Origin of the sequence: Nocardioides agri, from assembly GCF_013778305.1 — a bacterium.
Lineage (GTDB): Bacteria > Actinomycetota > Actinomycetes > Propionibacteriales > Nocardioidaceae > Nocardioides > Nocardioides agri.
This window is the reverse complement of the sequence record NZ_JACEIC010000002.1, coordinates 298565-314571: the sequence shown is the minus strand read 5'-3', so window position 1 is coordinate 314571 and position 16007 is coordinate 298565. Positions and strand designations below refer to the sequence as shown.

The 16007-nt window shown below is 73.4% G+C and carries 19 protein-coding genes; 12 read left to right on the top strand and 7 right to left on the bottom strand.

Going from position 1 to position 16007, the window contains the following annotated elements:
- Nucleotides 1-2: 2 nt before the first annotated feature.
- From HZF07_RS06040 to HZF07_RS06025, 4 genes are read right to left on the bottom strand one after another with little or no spacing between them, the layout of a single operon-like run.
- The gene (locus HZF07_RS06040) at nt 3-305 is read right to left on the bottom strand and encodes a DUF4235 domain-containing protein (protein ID WP_157340206.1); all 303 of its coding nucleotides are present in this window, start codon (nt 303-305) and stop codon (nt 3-5) included.
- Nucleotides 302-1402 carry a YihY/virulence factor BrkB family protein gene (locus tag HZF07_RS06035; RefSeq protein WP_157340205.1) on the bottom strand — a complete coding sequence of 367 codons (1101 nt, stop codon included), beginning with the start codon at nt 1400-1402 and terminating at the stop codon, nt 302-304. Before HZF07_RS06035 ends, HZF07_RS06040 begins: the two co-directional genes overlap by 4 nt.
- A gap of 5 nt (nt 1403-1407) precedes the next feature.
- Nucleotides 1408-1638 carry a DUF3618 domain-containing protein gene (locus HZF07_RS06030; protein ID WP_181644857.1) on the bottom strand — a complete coding sequence of 77 codons (231 nt, stop codon included), beginning with the start codon at nt 1636-1638 and terminating at the stop codon, nt 1408-1410.
- Nucleotides 1635-2048, bottom strand: coding sequence for a phage holin family protein (locus tag HZF07_RS06025; RefSeq protein ID WP_157340204.1), 414 nt, complete (start codon nt 2046-2048; stop codon nt 1635-1637). Before HZF07_RS06025 ends, HZF07_RS06030 begins: the two co-directional genes overlap by 4 nt.
- A 114-nt stretch (nt 2049-2162) precedes the next feature.
- Here HZF07_RS06025 and HZF07_RS06020 point away from each other — a divergent pair, with 114 nt between their 5' ends.
- The gene (locus HZF07_RS06020) at nt 2163-2378 is read left to right on the top strand and encodes a DUF7218 family protein (RefSeq protein WP_157340203.1); all 216 of its coding nucleotides are present in this window, start codon (nt 2163-2165) and stop codon (nt 2376-2378) included.
- A 104-nt stretch (nt 2379-2482) separates the two neighbouring features.
- The gene (locus tag HZF07_RS06015; protein ID WP_157340202.1) at nt 2483-3580 is read left to right on the top strand and encodes a cytochrome P450; all 1098 of its coding nucleotides are present in this window, start codon (nt 2483-2485) and stop codon (nt 3578-3580) included.
- A 58-nt stretch (nt 3581-3638) separates the two neighbouring features.
- Here the strand turns inward: HZF07_RS06015 and HZF07_RS06010 are convergent, their stop codons facing one another.
- A complete protein-coding gene (locus HZF07_RS06010) occupies nt 3639-4064 on the bottom strand; it encodes a CBS domain-containing protein (protein ID WP_157340201.1) in 426 nt (141 codons plus the stop codon).
- A gap of 174 nt (nt 4065-4238) precedes the next feature.
- On the opposite strand from HZF07_RS06010, the gene HZF07_RS06005 reads away from it, so the two are divergent.
- From HZF07_RS06005 to HZF07_RS05975, 7 genes are all read left to right on the top strand, one after another.
- Nucleotides 4239-5036: a SigB/SigF/SigG family RNA polymerase sigma factor gene (locus HZF07_RS06005; RefSeq protein WP_309504568.1), complete on the top strand. Its 798-nt coding sequence runs from the start codon at nt 4239-4241 to the stop codon at nt 5034-5036.
- Between the two features lie 61 nt (nt 5037-5097).
- Nucleotides 5098-5892, top strand: a complete 795-nt coding sequence (locus HZF07_RS06000) for an SDR family NAD(P)-dependent oxidoreductase (protein ID WP_157340200.1) — start codon at nt 5098-5100, stop codon at nt 5890-5892.
- A 48-nt stretch (nt 5893-5940) separates the two neighbouring features.
- Nucleotides 5941-8187, top strand: a complete 2247-nt coding sequence (locus tag HZF07_RS05995) for a catalase (RefSeq protein ID WP_157340199.1) — start codon at nt 5941-5943, stop codon at nt 8185-8187.
- 49 nt (nt 8188-8236) lie between these two features.
- Nucleotides 8237-9310, top strand: a complete 1074-nt coding sequence (locus HZF07_RS05990) for a glycosyltransferase family protein (RefSeq protein ID WP_181644856.1) — start codon at nt 8237-8239, stop codon at nt 9308-9310.
- A gap of 4 nt (nt 9311-9314) precedes the next feature.
- Nucleotides 9315-10382, top strand: coding sequence for a glycosyltransferase (locus HZF07_RS05985; RefSeq protein WP_181644855.1), 1068 nt, complete (start codon nt 9315-9317; stop codon nt 10380-10382).
- A complete protein-coding gene (locus HZF07_RS05980) occupies nt 10379-11356 on the top strand; it encodes a glycosyltransferase (protein ID WP_157340198.1) in 978 nt (325 codons plus the stop codon). Before HZF07_RS05985 ends, HZF07_RS05980 begins: the two co-directional genes overlap by 4 nt.
- Nucleotides 11356-12171 carry a glycosyltransferase family 2 protein gene (locus HZF07_RS05975; protein WP_157340197.1) on the top strand — a complete coding sequence of 272 codons (816 nt, stop codon included), beginning with the start codon at nt 11356-11358 and terminating at the stop codon, nt 12169-12171. The genes HZF07_RS05980 and HZF07_RS05975 overlap by 1 nt, the downstream gene beginning before the upstream one ends.
- A 1-nt stretch (nt 12172) precedes the next feature.
- Here HZF07_RS05975 and HZF07_RS05970 read toward each other — a convergent pair whose 3' ends face one another.
- A complete protein-coding gene (locus HZF07_RS05970) occupies nt 12173-12424 on the bottom strand; it encodes a hypothetical protein (protein WP_157340196.1) in 252 nt (83 codons plus the stop codon).
- 184 nt (nt 12425-12608) lie between these two features.
- Between HZF07_RS05970 and HZF07_RS05965 the strand changes: the two genes are divergently transcribed.
- From HZF07_RS05965 to HZF07_RS05955, 3 genes are all read left to right on the top strand, one after another.
- Nucleotides 12609-13313, top strand: a complete 705-nt coding sequence (locus tag HZF07_RS05965; protein WP_157340195.1) for a VOC family protein — start codon at nt 12609-12611, stop codon at nt 13311-13313.
- An 80-nt stretch (nt 13314-13393) separates the two neighbouring features.
- A complete protein-coding gene (locus tag HZF07_RS05960; RefSeq protein ID WP_181644854.1) occupies nt 13394-13570 on the top strand; it encodes a hypothetical protein in 177 nt (58 codons plus the stop codon).
- Between the two features lie 128 nt (nt 13571-13698).
- Nucleotides 13699-14571 carry a universal stress protein gene (locus tag HZF07_RS05955; protein ID WP_157340194.1) on the top strand — a complete coding sequence of 291 codons (873 nt, stop codon included), beginning with the start codon at nt 13699-13701 and terminating at the stop codon, nt 14569-14571.
- 220 nt (nt 14572-14791) lie between these two features.
- On the opposite strand, the gene HZF07_RS05950 is transcribed toward HZF07_RS05955, so the two are convergent.
- Nucleotides 14792-15988, bottom strand: coding sequence for an HNH endonuclease signature motif containing protein (locus HZF07_RS05950; RefSeq protein WP_309504564.1), 1197 nt, complete (start codon nt 15986-15988; stop codon nt 14792-14794).
- Nucleotides 15989-16007: the final 19 nt, after the last annotated feature.

Here is a 16007-nt window from a genome sequence, read left to right as displayed (position 1 = left end):
GGTCAGTCGCCCGGCCACTCGCCCGTCCAGCGCTCGAACGCGCGCGCACCGCCGCGGTTGATCAGCGCCCGGACGACGGAGAAGATCGCGCCCTGGATGAGCGCGGCCACGAGGATCTTGGCGAGCGGGTACTCCGACTGCAACGGCTTCGGCGGGTCGTCGGTGGCCTCCGGGTCGACGCGCTTCCACACCTGCTGGAAGACCTGCCCGGCGATGATGCCGCCGATGATGCTCGCGGCCAGGCCCCAGGGGCGGTAGAGGATCTTCGCGGACCGGCTGGTCCGCTTCTCGGGCTTGGTGGTCATGCCTGCTCTCCTTCGTCCTCGGGTTCGTCCTCGGGCTTGCCGCGCGAGAGCCGCAGCTCGCGGCCACGCTCCACGTCCTTCTCGGCCTTCCGCGCGGCCTTGTCGCTCTTGCGGGTGTCACGGGCCGGCAGCTGGATGACCTCTTCCGCGGGCATGCCCGCCTGCAGCTCGCGACCTCGCTCGAGCTCGGCGTCCAGCTCCGCGCCGAAGAGCAGCGCGAGGTTGGTGATCCAGAGCCACAGCAGGAAGACGACGACGCCGGCGAGCGAGCCGTAGGTGCGGTTGTAGCTGGAGAAGTTGGCGACGTAGAACCCGAACGCGGCCGACGCGACCACCCAGGTGAGGATCGCGACCACGGCGCCGACGCTGATCCAGCGGAAGCGGGGCTGCTTGACGTTGGGCGTCGCGTAGTAGAGCAGCGCCACGATCATCACGACCACGACCAGGAGCACCGGCCACTTCGCGATGCTCCAGACGAGCACGGCGGTGTCGCCGAGCCCGACCGCGTCGCCGACGGCCTGGGCGGCCGGGCCGGTGAGCACCAGACCGAGCGCGACCAGCGCGGTCAGCACGACGGTGACCAGGGTGACCAGCAGCATCGCCGGGCGCAGCTTCCACACGGGTCGGCCCTCGGCGACCTCGTAGATCCGGTTCATGCCGCGCCCGAACGCGCCGACGTACCCGGACGCCGACCACAGCGCCAGCGCGAGCCCGAGCAGGAGCCCTAGCCCGGCGTTCTGTGACTTGCTCAGCTCGACGAGCGTGGGCTCGAGGGTGTCCGCCGCGCTGCTGGCACCCACGTCGCGAAGGATCTGCAGCAGGGTGTCGACGGTCTCGTCGCCCTGGCCGAAGAGGCCGACGAGCGACAGGATCGCGATCGCCGCCGGGAAGAGCGCCAGCACGGAGTAGTAGGTCAGCGCGGCCGCGAGGTCGGTGCACTCGTCGTCGGAGAACTCCCGGAACGTCTTGCGCGCGACGTAGCGCCAGGAGGGCTTCGTCAGCTCGGGCGGCGACTCGGGCTTGCGCGGGTCGTCGGGCTGGGGGAGGTCGGTCCGCGTCTCACGGTCGTCGGTCGCGGCGTCAGCGTGCTTGGCCATCCCCGTCACCGACGCCGGATCTTGAGGACGACAACCAGCGCGACGAGACCGGCGAGGGCGCCCGCCACGGCCAGGACGGCCGGCGTGGGGCGTCCGTCGGCGGTCGTCACCTGGTCGCGGACCCGGGCCTTCACGTCCAGCTTCGCCGCGAGCAGGTCGACGGTCTCGGCGAGCTCCTCGCGGGTGCGCTCGACGTCGGCCTGGATGGCGTCGACGTCGTTGCCCGTGCCGCTCACGACCCGCTCCCGTGGCGCAGGGTCTGCACGTCCTCGCGGACGTTCGCGACGGCCTGGGTCGGGACCGGCGGCGCCGCCCTGCTCATCCGCTTCTTGCCGGCGAGAGCTGCGACGCCGGCCGCGGCGAGGAGGACCACGCCGACGATCAGCGCGGCGAGCCACGCGTCGAGGGCGAGGGCCAGCGCCAGGATCGCGGTCGCGATCAGCACGCCGCCGGCGTAGTGGGCGAGGACTCCGGCCGCGCCGAACATCCCCGCGCCGATCCCCGCCTGCTTGGCCTTCCTTGTCACCTCGACCTGGGCCAGCTGGAGCTCGTCGCGGACGAGCTGCGAGATCTCGCTGGAGAGCCGGGACACCAGCTCGCCGGTCGACGGGTCCTGTTGGTGCTGTGGTGCGGTTCCTGCGGCCATCACTCTCTCCTCTCAGGTCTTCTGGTGCAGTGCCCGTCGCGTGCCGGGTCATGCGGTCGCATGGCGAGCGGGTCGCCGGGTACTCGGGCGGAGGGACTTCCCAGGAGGTGCGTGATGCCCAGCAGGTCGTCGAACGTCAAGAACGAGAAGCAGTACGAAGCCCTCGAGGACAAGGGCATGTCGAAGGAGCGCGCCGCGAAGATCGCGAACTCCGAGGACGCGTCCAAGCACGGCGGCCAGCAGTCCGGCACGGGCGGCAGCAGCAAGCAGGGCGGCACGACCGCCCAGAAGAAGGAGGCCGGCCGCAAGGGCGGGAAGGCCAGCCACTGACTCCCGTCGCCCGCGACCTCGCCGCGGAGCTGCTCAGGCAGGGCTACCTGGCGATCCCGCGCGCTCGTCGCCGGCACGGCGGCGCCGACGCCTTCGAGACGACCGTGCTCGGTCGCCGGGCGATCGTGCTGCGCGGCCGAGACGGCGCCAGCCTCTTCTACGACACCTCGGTCATCGAGCGCCGCGGCGCGGTGCCGCCACCCCTGGCGGCCCTGCTCTTCGGCCGCGGCGCCGTGCACGGCACCGACGGCGCCGAGCACGCCGCGCGGAAGCGGATGTTCCTCGACCTGCTGACCGAGGACCGGACCGAGGACCTCGCGACCACGATCGGCCTCGACCTGGAGCGACGCGTGGTGGGGTGGCCCGGTCGCGAGGTCGTCGTCTTCGACGAGCTCGTCGAGGTGTACGGCGCAGCGGTGCAGGCGTGGGCCGGGGTGGCGGCGGCGCCCGACCAGGTCCGCCGGACGAGCCGTCGGCTGGCCGCGATCGTCGACGGGTTCGGCGGCGCGGCGGCGGCGTACCCGAGGGCCTGGGCGGCCCGCCTCTGGGCCGACCGCTGGGCCACCCGCCTGGTGCTCCGAGCGCGCGGTGGCTGGCCGGCGCCCCGACCAGGAAGCGTCCTCGCCGAGATCGCGACCGGTGCGGGTGCCGAGCTCCCCGCCCGGGTGGCCGGCGTCGAGCTCCTCAACGTGCTGCGGCCCACGGTGGCCGTGGCCTGGCCCGGAACGTTCCTGGCCCGCGAGCTGGCGCGGCACCCGCAGTGGCGGGACCGGGTCGACCGCCCCGAGGAGGGGGCGGCGTTCGGGCACGAGGTGCGCCGCACCTGCCCGTTCGTGCCTGCGCTCGCCGGCCGGGCGCGCCGTCCCGCGGAGCTGGACGGCACCTCGGTCGAGCCCGGTGACCTCGTGGTGCTGGACGTGCCTGGCACCAACCAGCACGCGGCGATGTGGGCAGAGCCGGAGGCGTTCCTGCCGGAGCGCTTCGCCGGGATCCCGCCCGACCCCTTCGGCTTCGTCCCGCAGGGCGGCGGCTACCCGGACACCGGGCACCGGTGCCCGGGCGAGCCGCTGACCGTGCGGATGCTGTCGGAGACCGCGCGGGTGCTCGCGAAGATCGACTACCAGCCGACGACCGACACGGCGCACGACCCGACGCGGATCCCCACCCTGCCGGCGCGCGGCCTCCCCGTGCGGGTCACCTGACCGCGGTCGCGGAGCAGGCCCGACCAGGCGCTGGTCGACGCGGCCCGGTCATGCGGGGTCAGTCGCTGGGTGCCGCCGAGATCGCCTCGACCAGGTCGCCGACCCGCTCCTCGGGGAGGTTCTTGGCGATGTCGGCCTGGCTGATCATCCCGACCAGGTCGTGCCCGTCGATGACCGGCAGCCGGCGTACGCCGTGCTGGCTCATCGTCGCCAGCGCGTCCTCGATCGAGTCGTCGGCGCCGATCGTCACCACCTCGCCGCCGGCGTAGTCCTGGACCTTGGTCTGAGTCGTGTCCATGCCCTCGGCGACGCAGTTGAGCACGATGTCACGGTCGGTGATCATGCCCTTGAGCCGGTTGTCGTCTCCGCAGATCGGCAGCGCGCCGACACCGAGGTCGCGCATCTTCCGGGCCGCCTCGGTGACGGTCTCGTTGGCTCCGGCGCACTCGACGCCGCTGGTCATGATCTCGCGTGCGGTGGTCATCTTCGGGTCCTCTCGGGTCGGCGATGGGGCCCACCGGTATCCGGTCGGCCCGGTCTCACACGCCCGGTCGACTCCCCCCTTGGGGTGGTTTCGCGGACACCCACGAGTGGCAGTTACTGGAAGCGGTCCAGCAACAGGCCGCAGTGCGTCCGGTAACCAGGAGGCGAAACCCCCGTGCCCCACCTTCACCGCCCCACCCCCGTATCGGTTCCCCGTGAGGAGCGCCGCGAACGCACCACCCTTCTCTTCGGCCGTCGAGCCGAGGCGACCGACGCCGCCCAGCGGTCCGCGATCGAGGACGAGCTGGTGCGGCTCAACCTGCGGATGGCCAAGGACGCCACCCGTCGCTTCCGCGACCGGGGGATCCCGGACGAGGACATCGAGCAGGTCGCCTACCTCGGTCTCGTCAAGGCGGTCCAGGGCTTCGACCCCGAGCGCGGCCACGACTTCCTCAGCTTCGCGATCCCCACCATCCGGGGGGAGGTGCGTCGCTACTTCCGTGACCACGGGTGGACCGTTCGGCCCACGCGGTCGATCCAGGAGACGCAGGGCAAGATCACCGCCTGCGAGGCCGAGCTCTACCAGCAGCTGGGTCGGGCACCCCGCCCCACCGAGATCGCCGAGCACCTCGGGATGGACCTCGACCACGTGATCGAGGCCCTCGGCGCCGTCGGCTGCTTCACCCCGGTCTCCCTCGACGTGCCCGCGCACGACGACGGCGCCGAGAGCACGATCGGCTCGACCCTGCCCTTCCAGGACACCGGCTTCGAGCTCGCGGAGGCCCGCCTGCTGCTGCGGCCCGTGCTGGCCAAGCTCACCGAGCGGGAACGGCGGATCGTCGAGCTGCGCTTCTTCCAGGAGAAGACGCAGGCAGAGATCGGTGCCGAGATCGGCGTGACGCAGATGCAGGTGTCCCGGTTGCTCGCGAAGATCCTCAAGCGGCTGCACGACGAGCTGGTGCCGGCCGCGTAGGTCGCCCACCCCACCACCCCTACGGGGGGTTGGGCGGTCCGGGGCACGGATACCTGGACGCATGGACCAGCAGCAGGAGACCGCGCTCGCCTTCGTCACCGGGGCCTCCACCGGGATCGGCCGCGCGCTCGCCCAGCAGTTCGTGGACAACGGCTTCGACGTCGTCGTGGTCGCCGACGAGGACCGCATCCACAGTGCTGCGGCCGAGCTCGGTGCGGGTGGTCGCCGGGCCATCGCCGTGCAGGCGGACCTGACCACCGCGGACGGCGTCCAGACCGCGTGGAACGCCGTGCGCGACACCGGCCGCACGCCGTACGCCGCGGCGCTCAACGCGGGCATCGGCGTCAACGGCCGCTTCGACCAGACGGCGTTGGAGGACGACCTCGCGCTGGTCGACCTCAACGTCCGGTCCACGGTCCACCTCGCCAAGCTGCTGACCCGGGAGATGGTGGCCGCCGGGCAGGGGCGGCTGCTGATCACGTCGTCGATCGCCGCTGTCGCGCCCGGGCCCTACCACGCCACCTACGCCACCTCGAAGGCGTTCGTGCACTCCTTCGCCGAGGGCATCCGCACCGAGCTGCGGGACACCGGGGTGACCGTCACGTCGCTCATGCCGGGGCCGACCGACACGGAGTTCTTCTCGCGGGCCGACATGGAGGACACCCGGATCGGCCAGATGGAGGACAAGGACGACGCCGACGACGTGGCCCGCGACGGCTACGAGGCGCTGATGGCCGGCAAGGCGAGCGTCGTCGCCGGGTCCTTCATGAACCGCGTCCAGGCCGAGCTCGGCACCCACCTGCCCGACGCCCTCGCGGCACCGATCCTCGCGCGGATGACCAAGCCCCAGCACTGACCTGCTCCATCCCTGCTCCATCCATCCAGCGCTCAGATCAGGAGAGTCATGGACCTCAAGCAGCTTGCCCAGGACACGTTCGACAAGGTCGTGAACGGACTGGCGTCGAAGGCCGAGCCGGCCGTCCCCGGCGTACCGGGCGCGGAGCCGCCGACCGTCGCCGAGCCCACCGAACCGCGAGACCCGCTGCCGCCGAAGGCGGACCAGGCCGAGCCCGCGAACCTCACCGCCACCGGCGCCGACAGCGGGGCGCCGGCGAACGCCCGGGCCCAGCAGGACGCGTGGCTGACGACCTCGCAGGGCGCGCGAGTCCGCGACACCGACCACTCGCTGAAGGCGGGGGAGCGCGGTCCGACGCTGCTCCAGGACCACCACCTGCGCGAGAAGATCACGCACTTCGACCACGAGCGGATCCCCGAGCGCGTCGTGCACGCGCGAGGGGCCGGGGCGCACGGCGTCTTCGTCGGCTACGGCACGGCGGACACCGTCACCCGCGCCGCCTTCCTCCAGGAGGGCGAGGAGACCCCGGTCTTCGTGCGCTTCTCGACCGTGCTGGGCTCCCGCGGGTCGGCCGACACGGTGCGCGACACCCGCGGCTTCGCGACGAAGTTCTACACCGACGAGGGCACCTTCGACCTGGTCGGCAACAACATCCCGGTCTTCTTCATCCAGGACGGCATCAAGTTCCCCGACGTGATCCACGCCGGCAAGCCGCACCCGGACAGGGAGATCCCGCAGGCGCAGAGCGCCCACGACACCTTCTGGGACTTCGTCTCGCTGCACACCGAGGCCCAGCACCACACGATGTGGAACATGTCCGACCGGGGCATCCCGCGCTCCTACCGGATGATGGAGGGCTTCGGCGTCCACACCTTCCGCTGCGTGAACGACGCGGGGGAGACCGCGCTGGTGAAGTTCCACTGGAAGCCGCGACTCGGGGTGCACTCGCTGACGTGGGAGGAGGCGCAGCTGCTCGGCGGCATCGACCCCGACTTCCACCGCCGGGACCTCTACGACGCGATCGAGGCCGGCGCCTACCCGGCCTGGGAGCTGGGCCTGCAGGTGTTCCCGGACGAGCCGGACCAGATGTTCGCGGGCATCGACCTGCTCGACCCGACCAAGATCGTCCCGGAGGAGCTCGCCGCCGTGCAGCCGGTCGGGATGATGGTGCTCACCGGCAACCCGACCAACTTCTTCGCCGAGACCGAGCAGGTGGCGTTCCACGTCGGGCACCTGGTGCCCGGCATCGACGTCACCGACGACCCGCTCCTGCAGACGCGGCTCTTCTCCTACGTCGACACCCAGCTGACCCGGCTCGGCGGGCCCAACTTCTCGCAGATCCCGATCAACCGGCCGCACGCGCCGGTCAACGACATGCTGCGCGACGGCTTCCACCAGCACGCGGTGCACGTCGGCGCCGCGCCGTACAGGCCGAACTCGCTCGACGGCGGCTGCCCCTTTGCTGTCGAGGGGGACGCCCGGGCGATGGAGGACCTGGCGGTCCGGGTCGCGGAGAGCACCAAGGTGCGTGCCAACCCGGCGTCGTACGACGACCACTACAGCCAGGTGCGGCAGTTCTGGCTGAGCATGTCGCCGGTCGAGCAGCAGCACATCATCCGGGCGTACACGTTCGAGCTCGGCAAGTGCTACGAGCAGGCGGTCAAGGAGCGGCAGCTGCAGTGCCTCGCGAACATCGACGCGCGGCTCTGCGCCGAGGTCGCCACCGGGCTGGGCCTGCCGGTGCCCGACGCGACGCTCGAGCTCGTCGACGCCGAGCCGAGCCCCGCCCTCTCACAGGTCGGCCAGGAGTGGCCGTCCGACGGGCGGATGGTCGGCATCGTCGTCGACCCCGACGGCGACCTGGCGGGAGTCGCCGAGGTGCGCACGGCGATCTTCGCCGCCGGCATGGTGCCGCTCGTGATCGCTCCGCGCGGCGGGCAGGTCGGAGACGGGCTGGTCGCGCAGCGCACGTTCGCGACCGTCCGCTCGGTCGAGCTCGACGCGGTCCTCGTCGCCGGCTCTCCGGTGCCGGCGCCGGACGCGCTGCCGCTGCGCGACGAGAAGGCCGGCGCCGGCGACACCCCCAGCGTCGACCCTCGCGTGGTGCTGCTGCTCGAGGAGTGCTTCCGGCACGCGAAGGTGATCGGCGCGTGGGGTGCTGGGCCGTCGGCCCTCGAGGCCGCCGGCATCACCGGGACGCCGGGGATCGTGCGCGGCGAGAGCGGTCCCGAGGTGCTCGGGCGGGTGCAGGAGCAGATGGCGCTGCACCGCGTGTGGGAGCGGTTCGCGGTCTGACTCACCCTTACGGGTCGCGTGGCTGGACCCGCCACGGGTACCAGGTGGCGTGTCCACCCTCGTCGCGTCCGTGCCCTCGGGTCACGTCTACGTCCGGCACCTCTCGCCCGAGCAGGGCGGGGGCCCGGAGCGGCTGCCCGACCCCGACCCCTGCCGTCCGACCCACCCCGCGGGAGCGGTGTGGTGGCCTCCGGTGATGCTCGACCCGGAGTGGGCGGCGCGCGCGGACTTCGACGTCTTCCACCTGCACTTCGGCTTCGACGCGTGCGATCCCGATCGGCTCGCCGACCTGGTGGACGTGCTGCGCAGCCGCGGCAAGCCCTTCGTCTTCACCGTGCACGACCTCCGGAACCCGCACCACGAGGACCCCGGCGCGCACGAGGCCCACCTCGACGTCCTGGTGCCGGCCGCCGACGCGCTCGTGACGCTGACGCCCGGTGCGGCCGCTGAGATCGAGCGTCGCTGGGGGCGCGACGACACGGTGGTGCTCCCGCACCCCCACGTGGTCGACCTGCCCACGATGGCGGGCACGCAGGACCGCCAGGCCCAGCGGCACGCCTCCCGGCTGTTCCGGGTCGGGCTGCACGTCAAGAGCCTCCGGCCGAGCATGGACCCCGCGACGATCCTGCCGACGCTCGTCGAGACGGTGCGCGGGCTCCCGGGTGCCGTCCTCCAGGTGAACGCGCACCGTGACGTGCTCGACGACGACGGTGCCCGTCGCGACGACGACCTCGCGGCATACCTCCGCGCCCGCGCCGACGCCGGCGACCTCGAGCTGCACGTGCACGACTTCCTGTCCGACGAGGAGCTGTGGCGCTACCTCGGCAGCCTGGACGTGTCGGTGCTGCCCTACCGCTTCGGCACCCACTCGGGGTGGCTGGAGGCGTGTCGCGACCTCGGCACCACGGTCGTCGCACCGACGTGCGGCTTCTTCGCCGAGCAGGGTCCGGTGCTGTCCTACGGGCACGACGAGTCCTCCTACGACGCCGACTCGCTGGCGACGGCCATCCGTACGGCGTACGACGAGCGGCCGCGCCTCGGTGCCGACGTCGAGGAGCGTCGTGCCCAGCGCCGGGCCGTCGCCGACGCACACGACGCGCTCTACCGGTCGGTCCTGAGGTGACGGCGTGCGCATCTGCCTGATCGCGTCCAGTGCCTACCCGGTCGCCGAGCCGTTCGCGGGTGGCCTCGAGGCGCTGGTGCACCAGCTCGCCCGCGGGTTGGTCGCGCGGGGGCACGAGGTCTCGCTCTTCGCCGCGGCCGGGTCGGACCCCGCCCTCCGCGTGACCTCCCTGGAGGCCGTGGAGTTCCGCTCGAGCCGGGTCGCGGGCCGCGACGTCAACGCACCGCCCGAGCGGTGGATGGCCGAGCACCACGCCTACCTCTCACTCATGCTCGGCCTGGCCGACGGCGGCGCGTCCCGCTACGACGTCGTCCACAACCACAGCCTCCACCACCTCCCGGTCGCGATGGCGCCGATGCTGGACGTGCCGATGCTCACGACCCTCCACACGCCGCCGCTCCCGTGGCTGGAGTCGGCGATCCTCGCGGCGCCGGGCGCGACCGCCTTCACGGCGGTGAGCCGGTGGACGGCGCAGGCGTGGGCGCACGTCGTGACGAGCGCGCCGGTGCTCAACGGCGTCGACACCGATGCGTGGCCGTGGGGTCCCGGCGGCGGCCCGGTGGTGTGGACCGGTCGCCTGGTGCGCGAGAAGGCGCCGCACGACGCGATGGACGCGGCCCGCGTCGCCGGCCTGCCCCTCGTGCTGGCCGGGCCGGTGACCGACGACGCGTACTTCGAGGAGGCGATCGCGCCCCGCCTCGGGCCGCACGCCGTGCACGTCGGCCATCTCGACCACCGGGCGCTGGCCCGCCTGCTCGGGCGGGCCGCGGTCGCGGTGGTGACGCCGGAGTGGGACGAGCCCTACGGCCTGGTCGCGGCGGAGGCGATGTCGTGCGGGACGCCCGTGGCGGCCTACGCCCGGGGCGCGCTCCCGGAGCTGGTCAACGACGAGGTCGGCGCGCTCGCGATGCCGGGCGACGTCGACGGGCTCGCGGTCGCGCTCGACCGCGCGCGCCGCCGCGACCGTCGTACGGTCCGGGCGCACGCGGTGGAGCGGCTGTCGGCCGCCCGGATGATCGAGGAGTACGAGGCCCGCTACCTCGCGCTCGCGGGCGGCGAGGTCGCGGCGTGATCGGCTGGTACGTGCACCACCAGGGGCGCGGTCACCTGCACCGGGCGATGGCCGTGGGTGCCGAGCTCGACGAGCCGGTGACGGTGCTGTCCTCCCTCGACCCGCCCGCCGGTCACGCCGGCGACTGGGTGCGGCTCGACCGCGACGACCACGGTGGCGGCGAGCCGTCTGCCGGAGGCCGGATGCACTGGGCTCCGCTGGGCCAGGACGGGTTGCGGCGGCGCATGCACCAGGTGTCGCACTGGATCGAGCGGGAGCGGCCGCGGCTCCTGGTCGCGGACGTCTCGGTGGAGGTCGCCCTGCTGGCCCGGCTGCACGGCGTGCCGGTCGTCTCCGTGCTGGTGCCGGGCCGCCGCGACGACGTCGCGCACCGGCTGGGGTTCGACGTCTCCGAGCGGTTGGTCGCGACCTGGCCGGCCGCCGCCACCGGCGCGCTCCTGCCGGGGCTCGACCAGGCGGTGCTGACCCGGGTGCGCGCGGTGGGCGGCCTGTCCCGGTTCCCCGTCGCGCTGGGGCGCGCGCGACGACCGGGGCCGCCGCGCGTGCTGGTGCTGGGCGGGGCCGGCGACGAGGGGTGGGACCCCGCGCTGCTGGCCCGCGCCGTCGGGTCCGCACCGGACTGGGAGTGGCTCGTCTGCGGACCGCCCGGGCCGTGGTGTGCCGAACCGCACCAGCTGGTCCTCGACGCCGACGTGGTCGTGACCCATGCCGGCCAGAACGCCCTGGCCGAGGTCGCCGCGGCGCGACGTCCGGCGGTCGTGGTGCCGCGACCCCGACCGCACGACGAGCAGCACGTGACCGCTGCGGCGCTGCGTGAGGGCGGCTGGCCGGCGCTCGTCGAGCAGGACCTCCCGACCGGCGGCTGGCGCGAGCGACTCCACCGGGCGTCCACGCTCGACGGTGCGGGCTGGGCGGGCTGGTGCGACGGCGGTGCGGCGCGCCGCTTCGCCCAGGTGCTGGCCGAGGCCGCCTGATGACCGGCGTCGGCGTCGTCACCGTCGCCCACGGGCGGCACGAGCACCTGCGCGCCCAGCAGGAGACGCTGGCCAGGTCGCCCGGGCGTCCTGACGTCTACGTCGTCGTCGCGATGGGCGACCCGGACCTCGAGGCGGTGCTCGGCGACGACCCGCGGCCGCACGTCGTACCGATCGACGTGGACCCGTGTGGCCTGCCGCTGGCGGCGGCACGCAACTGGGGGATGGACCTGGCGTGCGACCTCGGCTGCGACGTGCTGGTCGGCCTCGACGTCGACTGCCTGGCCGGTCCCGGTCTGGTGTCGGGCTACGCCGACGTCGCTCGCGGGGACCCGGGGCACGTGTGGGCGGGTCCGGTCACCTACCTCGATCCCGCCGGACCCGGCGGCTACCCGCTGGAGCGATTGGCGGACCTCGACGACCCCCACCCCGCCCGTCCGGCGCCGGCCCCCGGCGAGGTCGAGCACGGCGGTGACCCGGCACTCTTCTGGTCGCTGTCCTACGCGCTGTCCGCCGAAGCCTGGCACCGATCCGGCGGGTTCGACGAGCGCTACGTGGGCTACGGCGGGGAGGACACCGACTTCGGCCAGCGCGTGGCCGCGGCCGGCCTCTGCCTCAGCTGGGTGGGCTCTGCGCGGGCCTACCACCAGCACCACCCGGTCAGCAGCCCGCCGGTCGAGCACCTCGACGACATCCTCCGCAACGGGCGGCTCTACTGCGACCTCTGGGGCGAGTGGCCGATGCGTGGCTGGCTCGACGAGATGGCGGAGCTCGGCCTCGTCGTACGTCGCGGCCGCGACTACGTGCGCGCCTGACTCAGGCGGACACCGGGGCTGCCGTCCACACCCGCACCGGGCAGCCGCCGGCCTGGAGCTCCCGGCACGCGGCGTCGACGGCGTCGCTGATGGCTGCGGGGACGGAGGGCAGGTAGGTGAGGTCGACGACGAGGAGGTGGTCGGGCTCGCCGCAGGCGGTGATCGCGCTGGCCACGCGATCGGCGTCGACCGGCCAGCCGTCGTCGTCGATGACGACACGACGCTCCCGGGCGTTGTACGAGACGGTGGTCATGGCGAATGCAGTACCCCCGCGGGGTAGGCGCATGTTCACCCGTTCGGGCTAACTTCCCCGGACGAAGGGCGGGCCGACGACGACGTCGCCGCGGCTGTGGAAGTCGGACAGTGCCGTCAGCACGGGCGCACGCGCGTGTGCCGATGCTCTGCGGTTGCCGCGCCGGCGACGGTAGGTTGCCGCCGTGACCGAGCCGCGCGTCGTCGCCCTCAACCACGTCGGCGTGAGCGTGGCCGACCTCGATCGCGCCCGCTCGTTCTGGAGCTCGCTGGGGGCGGTCGATCACGACTGCTTCTCGTGGCCGGTCGGCACCGCGCCGGCCGACGAGTCGCTCGCCACCGCCGGGACGGCGGCGTCCGTGTCGATCCTGCGGACCGATGCGGCGTTCCTGGAGCTGTTCTCCTTCGCCTCGCCCACCCCTGCGCCTCTGCCCGCGGGCGCCCCCGGTGTCGCCGGTCTGGTGTGGGCGGTGCCGCCCGGCACCGCCACCGGCGGCGTCACCTGCCCGGACGGGACCCCGGTGTCACTGGTCGAGGCCGGCGACGGACCGCGCGGGCTGGTCGGCGTACGCGTGCGCGTGGCCGACCCTGACGCGCACCCCCTGCCGCCCGTGCCCGGCCCGGTCGAAGTCGTCGTGGACGGGGGAGCCGACGTCGCTCCCGCCAGGCCCGTCGACCTGGGCGTCAACCACCTCTGCCTCGACGTCGCGGGCATCGCCGGCATGCGCTCGTCGCTCGCCGCCGGCGTGCGGTGGCACCACGGCGTCACCGAGTCCAGCGGCGGCATCGCTGCTGTCTGCTACGGCACCACCCACGACGGCGTCCTCGTCGAGCTCCTCGAGTCCCGGTCCGACGACGCGTTCCTCGCGCGCTGCCGGCTCGCGCGCTGAGGCGGTCTCGGTACATTCGGCCCTGGTCGGCGCCACGTTTGAGCGGGACCGTGGGTCCAACCACCACGGGAGGAGCGGACATGAGCGACAGCGGTGCAGCAGCCGGAGGCGGCGCTCTCTACGCGCTGGGGATCTTCGGTGCGTGGGTGTGGTTCTGGCAGCAGGCGGACGGCTTCTGGGAGCACGGGCTCGCCGTGCTCGAGGGCCTCGTGTGGCCCGCACTGATGGTCTACGAGCTGTTCGCGGCGCTCGACTGAGGTTGCTCGCCACGGGGCCCAACGGCGCCGCGTGCTGGGACGAAGGCCTCTGATGCCGCGGACCGACCGGGCGGACGCTGGGAGCAGAGAGGCGCACCCGACGCCCCGATCGAGCAGGGAGGTCCGTGATGGCCAGCAACGAGTACGGCGTGGTTCTCGCGGTCGGCCCCGACGGCGTCGGTGCCGGCGCCCTCGGCGTCGCCACCTCCGAGGCCGCCCGTCGGGGGACCGGGCTCGAGCTCGTGCACGTGGTGCACTCGCTCGTGGCCCCGGCCGACGCCGGCCAGATCCAGTCGATCGACCAGGCGATGGGCCGGGTCGGGCGGGTGGTGCTCACCGAGGCGGCGGCGAAGGCGCGCGCCGTCCTCGGCGACCAGGTACCGGTGTCGACCGAGCTGCGGTACGGCCCGGTCGCGGCGACCCTGACCGAGCGCGCGGCCGAAGCGGACCTCGTGGTCCTCGAACGGCGCGACGCCGGCACGGTCGAGCGGATCCTCACCATGTCGGTCTCGTCCCGGGTCGCCGCCCATGCGCCCGCCGCGGTCGTCGTCGTACCTCGGGGCTGGGAGCCGGCGCCGGAGGAGCTGCGGATCACGGTCGGCGTCGACCTCCCCGAGGACGCCTGGTGCCAGGTCGCGCCGGCGGCGGCGTACGCCCGGGAGACCGGCCGTCCGCTGGTCGTCCTGCATGCCGTGTGGCTCGCCGAGCCCTACCAGGACCTGGCGTTCATGGACGACGGCCGCCTCCGCTGGATGCGGGACGCCACCGATGAGATCCAGCGCTCGCTGAAGCCGTGCCTGGACGCCGGAGACACCGCGCCCCGCCTCGACGTCCGATGGCAGCGTCCGTCCGACGCCCTCGTCGAGGCGACGGGGACCTCGTCGGTCGTCGTGCTCGGCCGGCGCAGCCCCCGCCTCCTCGGCGGCGCCCACCTCGGCCCGGTCACGCGCGCCGTCCTCCAGCACGCCGCCGGGCCGGTGATGGTCGTCGACCGCACCTGAGCCGTTGCTCCTGGGTGTCGTGTGGCTGTCGTCGTCCTCCCGGCGCGCCAAGGATGGGCGTGCGTCCTCCGCCGTCAAGGGTTCGCTTCGCCGCTTCGCGCCCTTGACGGCTCCTCCCGCACGCCCAGTTGGCGCCTATCGGGAGGACGCCGACCTGCGGTCGGGCGCGCGAGCGTTCCAGCGGAGATTCTGATGCACCTGGTGGATCAAGATCTCCGGTCTACGTCCGCCGGTGGAAGGCGACCTTCCCGGAGGGCAGCTTGGTGGTCGCGTAGGTGGTGTCGTGGATGCGGGAGTGGTGCCACGGGCAGAGGCTGATGCCTTGGTCGACGGTGGTGGTCCCTCCGTCGGCCCACCGGTCTACGTGGTGGGTGTGGAGGCCGAGCTTGCGGTCGCAGCCCTCGGCGCGGCAGCCCTGGTCGCGGACCGTGATCGCGAGGCGGTGGTACGTGGGGTGGAACCGCCGCTCCCGGCCGACGTCGATGGGCATCGAGTCGCCCCCCAGGACGACCGGGATGACGCCGGCCTCGCACAGCAGCCGCCGGGCGGCACCGGGGGAGATGCGGTCGCCGGTGTCCAGGAGGCCGGCGCGCTCGACGCGTCCCAACAGCGAGTCCTCGGTGATGGTGACGACGAGGGTGGCGTTGAGGCCGCCCAGCTTGGGCAGCTGCGTGACCGGGTAGCGCTCGATCAGCGTGCAGAGCGCCTGCCCCATGGCGTCGGGGCCGCGGAGCTGCTCCGCGCCGGCGCTCCTGGTGGCGCGTTGGTGCTTGGGGGCGGTGATCGCGGCGAGCATCTTGCGGAGTGCGGCGCCGTGGAACGTGGGGATCTGGCCGCGCAGGTGGGTGGTGCCGTGGCCGTCGTCGTGGAGCGTGAGCCGGCACGCCTTCATGGCCGCCGCTTCCTCACGTTCCAGGAGGGCGGCTTCGTCGGCGTCGGCGGCATCGGGATCGATCACCTCGTAGAGCCGCCTGCCCAGGACCCGCAGCGTCTTGGCGTCGTGGTGCTGCGCTTCGGCCAGCAGGTGCTGCTCGGCCCGGGACCGCGCCTCGGCGGGGAGCCGGTCGACGGCCTGGACGATCACGCGGGCCTGGTCGACACAAACGTCTCCGGCGGCCAGCGCGTCGCGGGTCAGGGGGTGCTGCTCGAGGTCGTGCCCGAGCCGCACCGTCCGGTCGGTCTCGGCGCGGGTCTGCTTGGTCTGGTGGGCCAGCCAGTTCGCGGCACTCGAGGCGGCCACGTCCTGCCCGACGTGGAGGTCGTCGGCGTGGGCCGCGACGCGGGCCTTCAGCTCCGCGAGCTTGGCCTCGGCACGATCCAGCGCGACAAGCGTGGCGGCGGTCTCGGACGCGTCCATCGACCACACCGACGCCCCGGCCACAGCGTCGAGCTCCTGGTGGACACGGGCGGTCGCCACCGACACTCGGTGTCTGGGG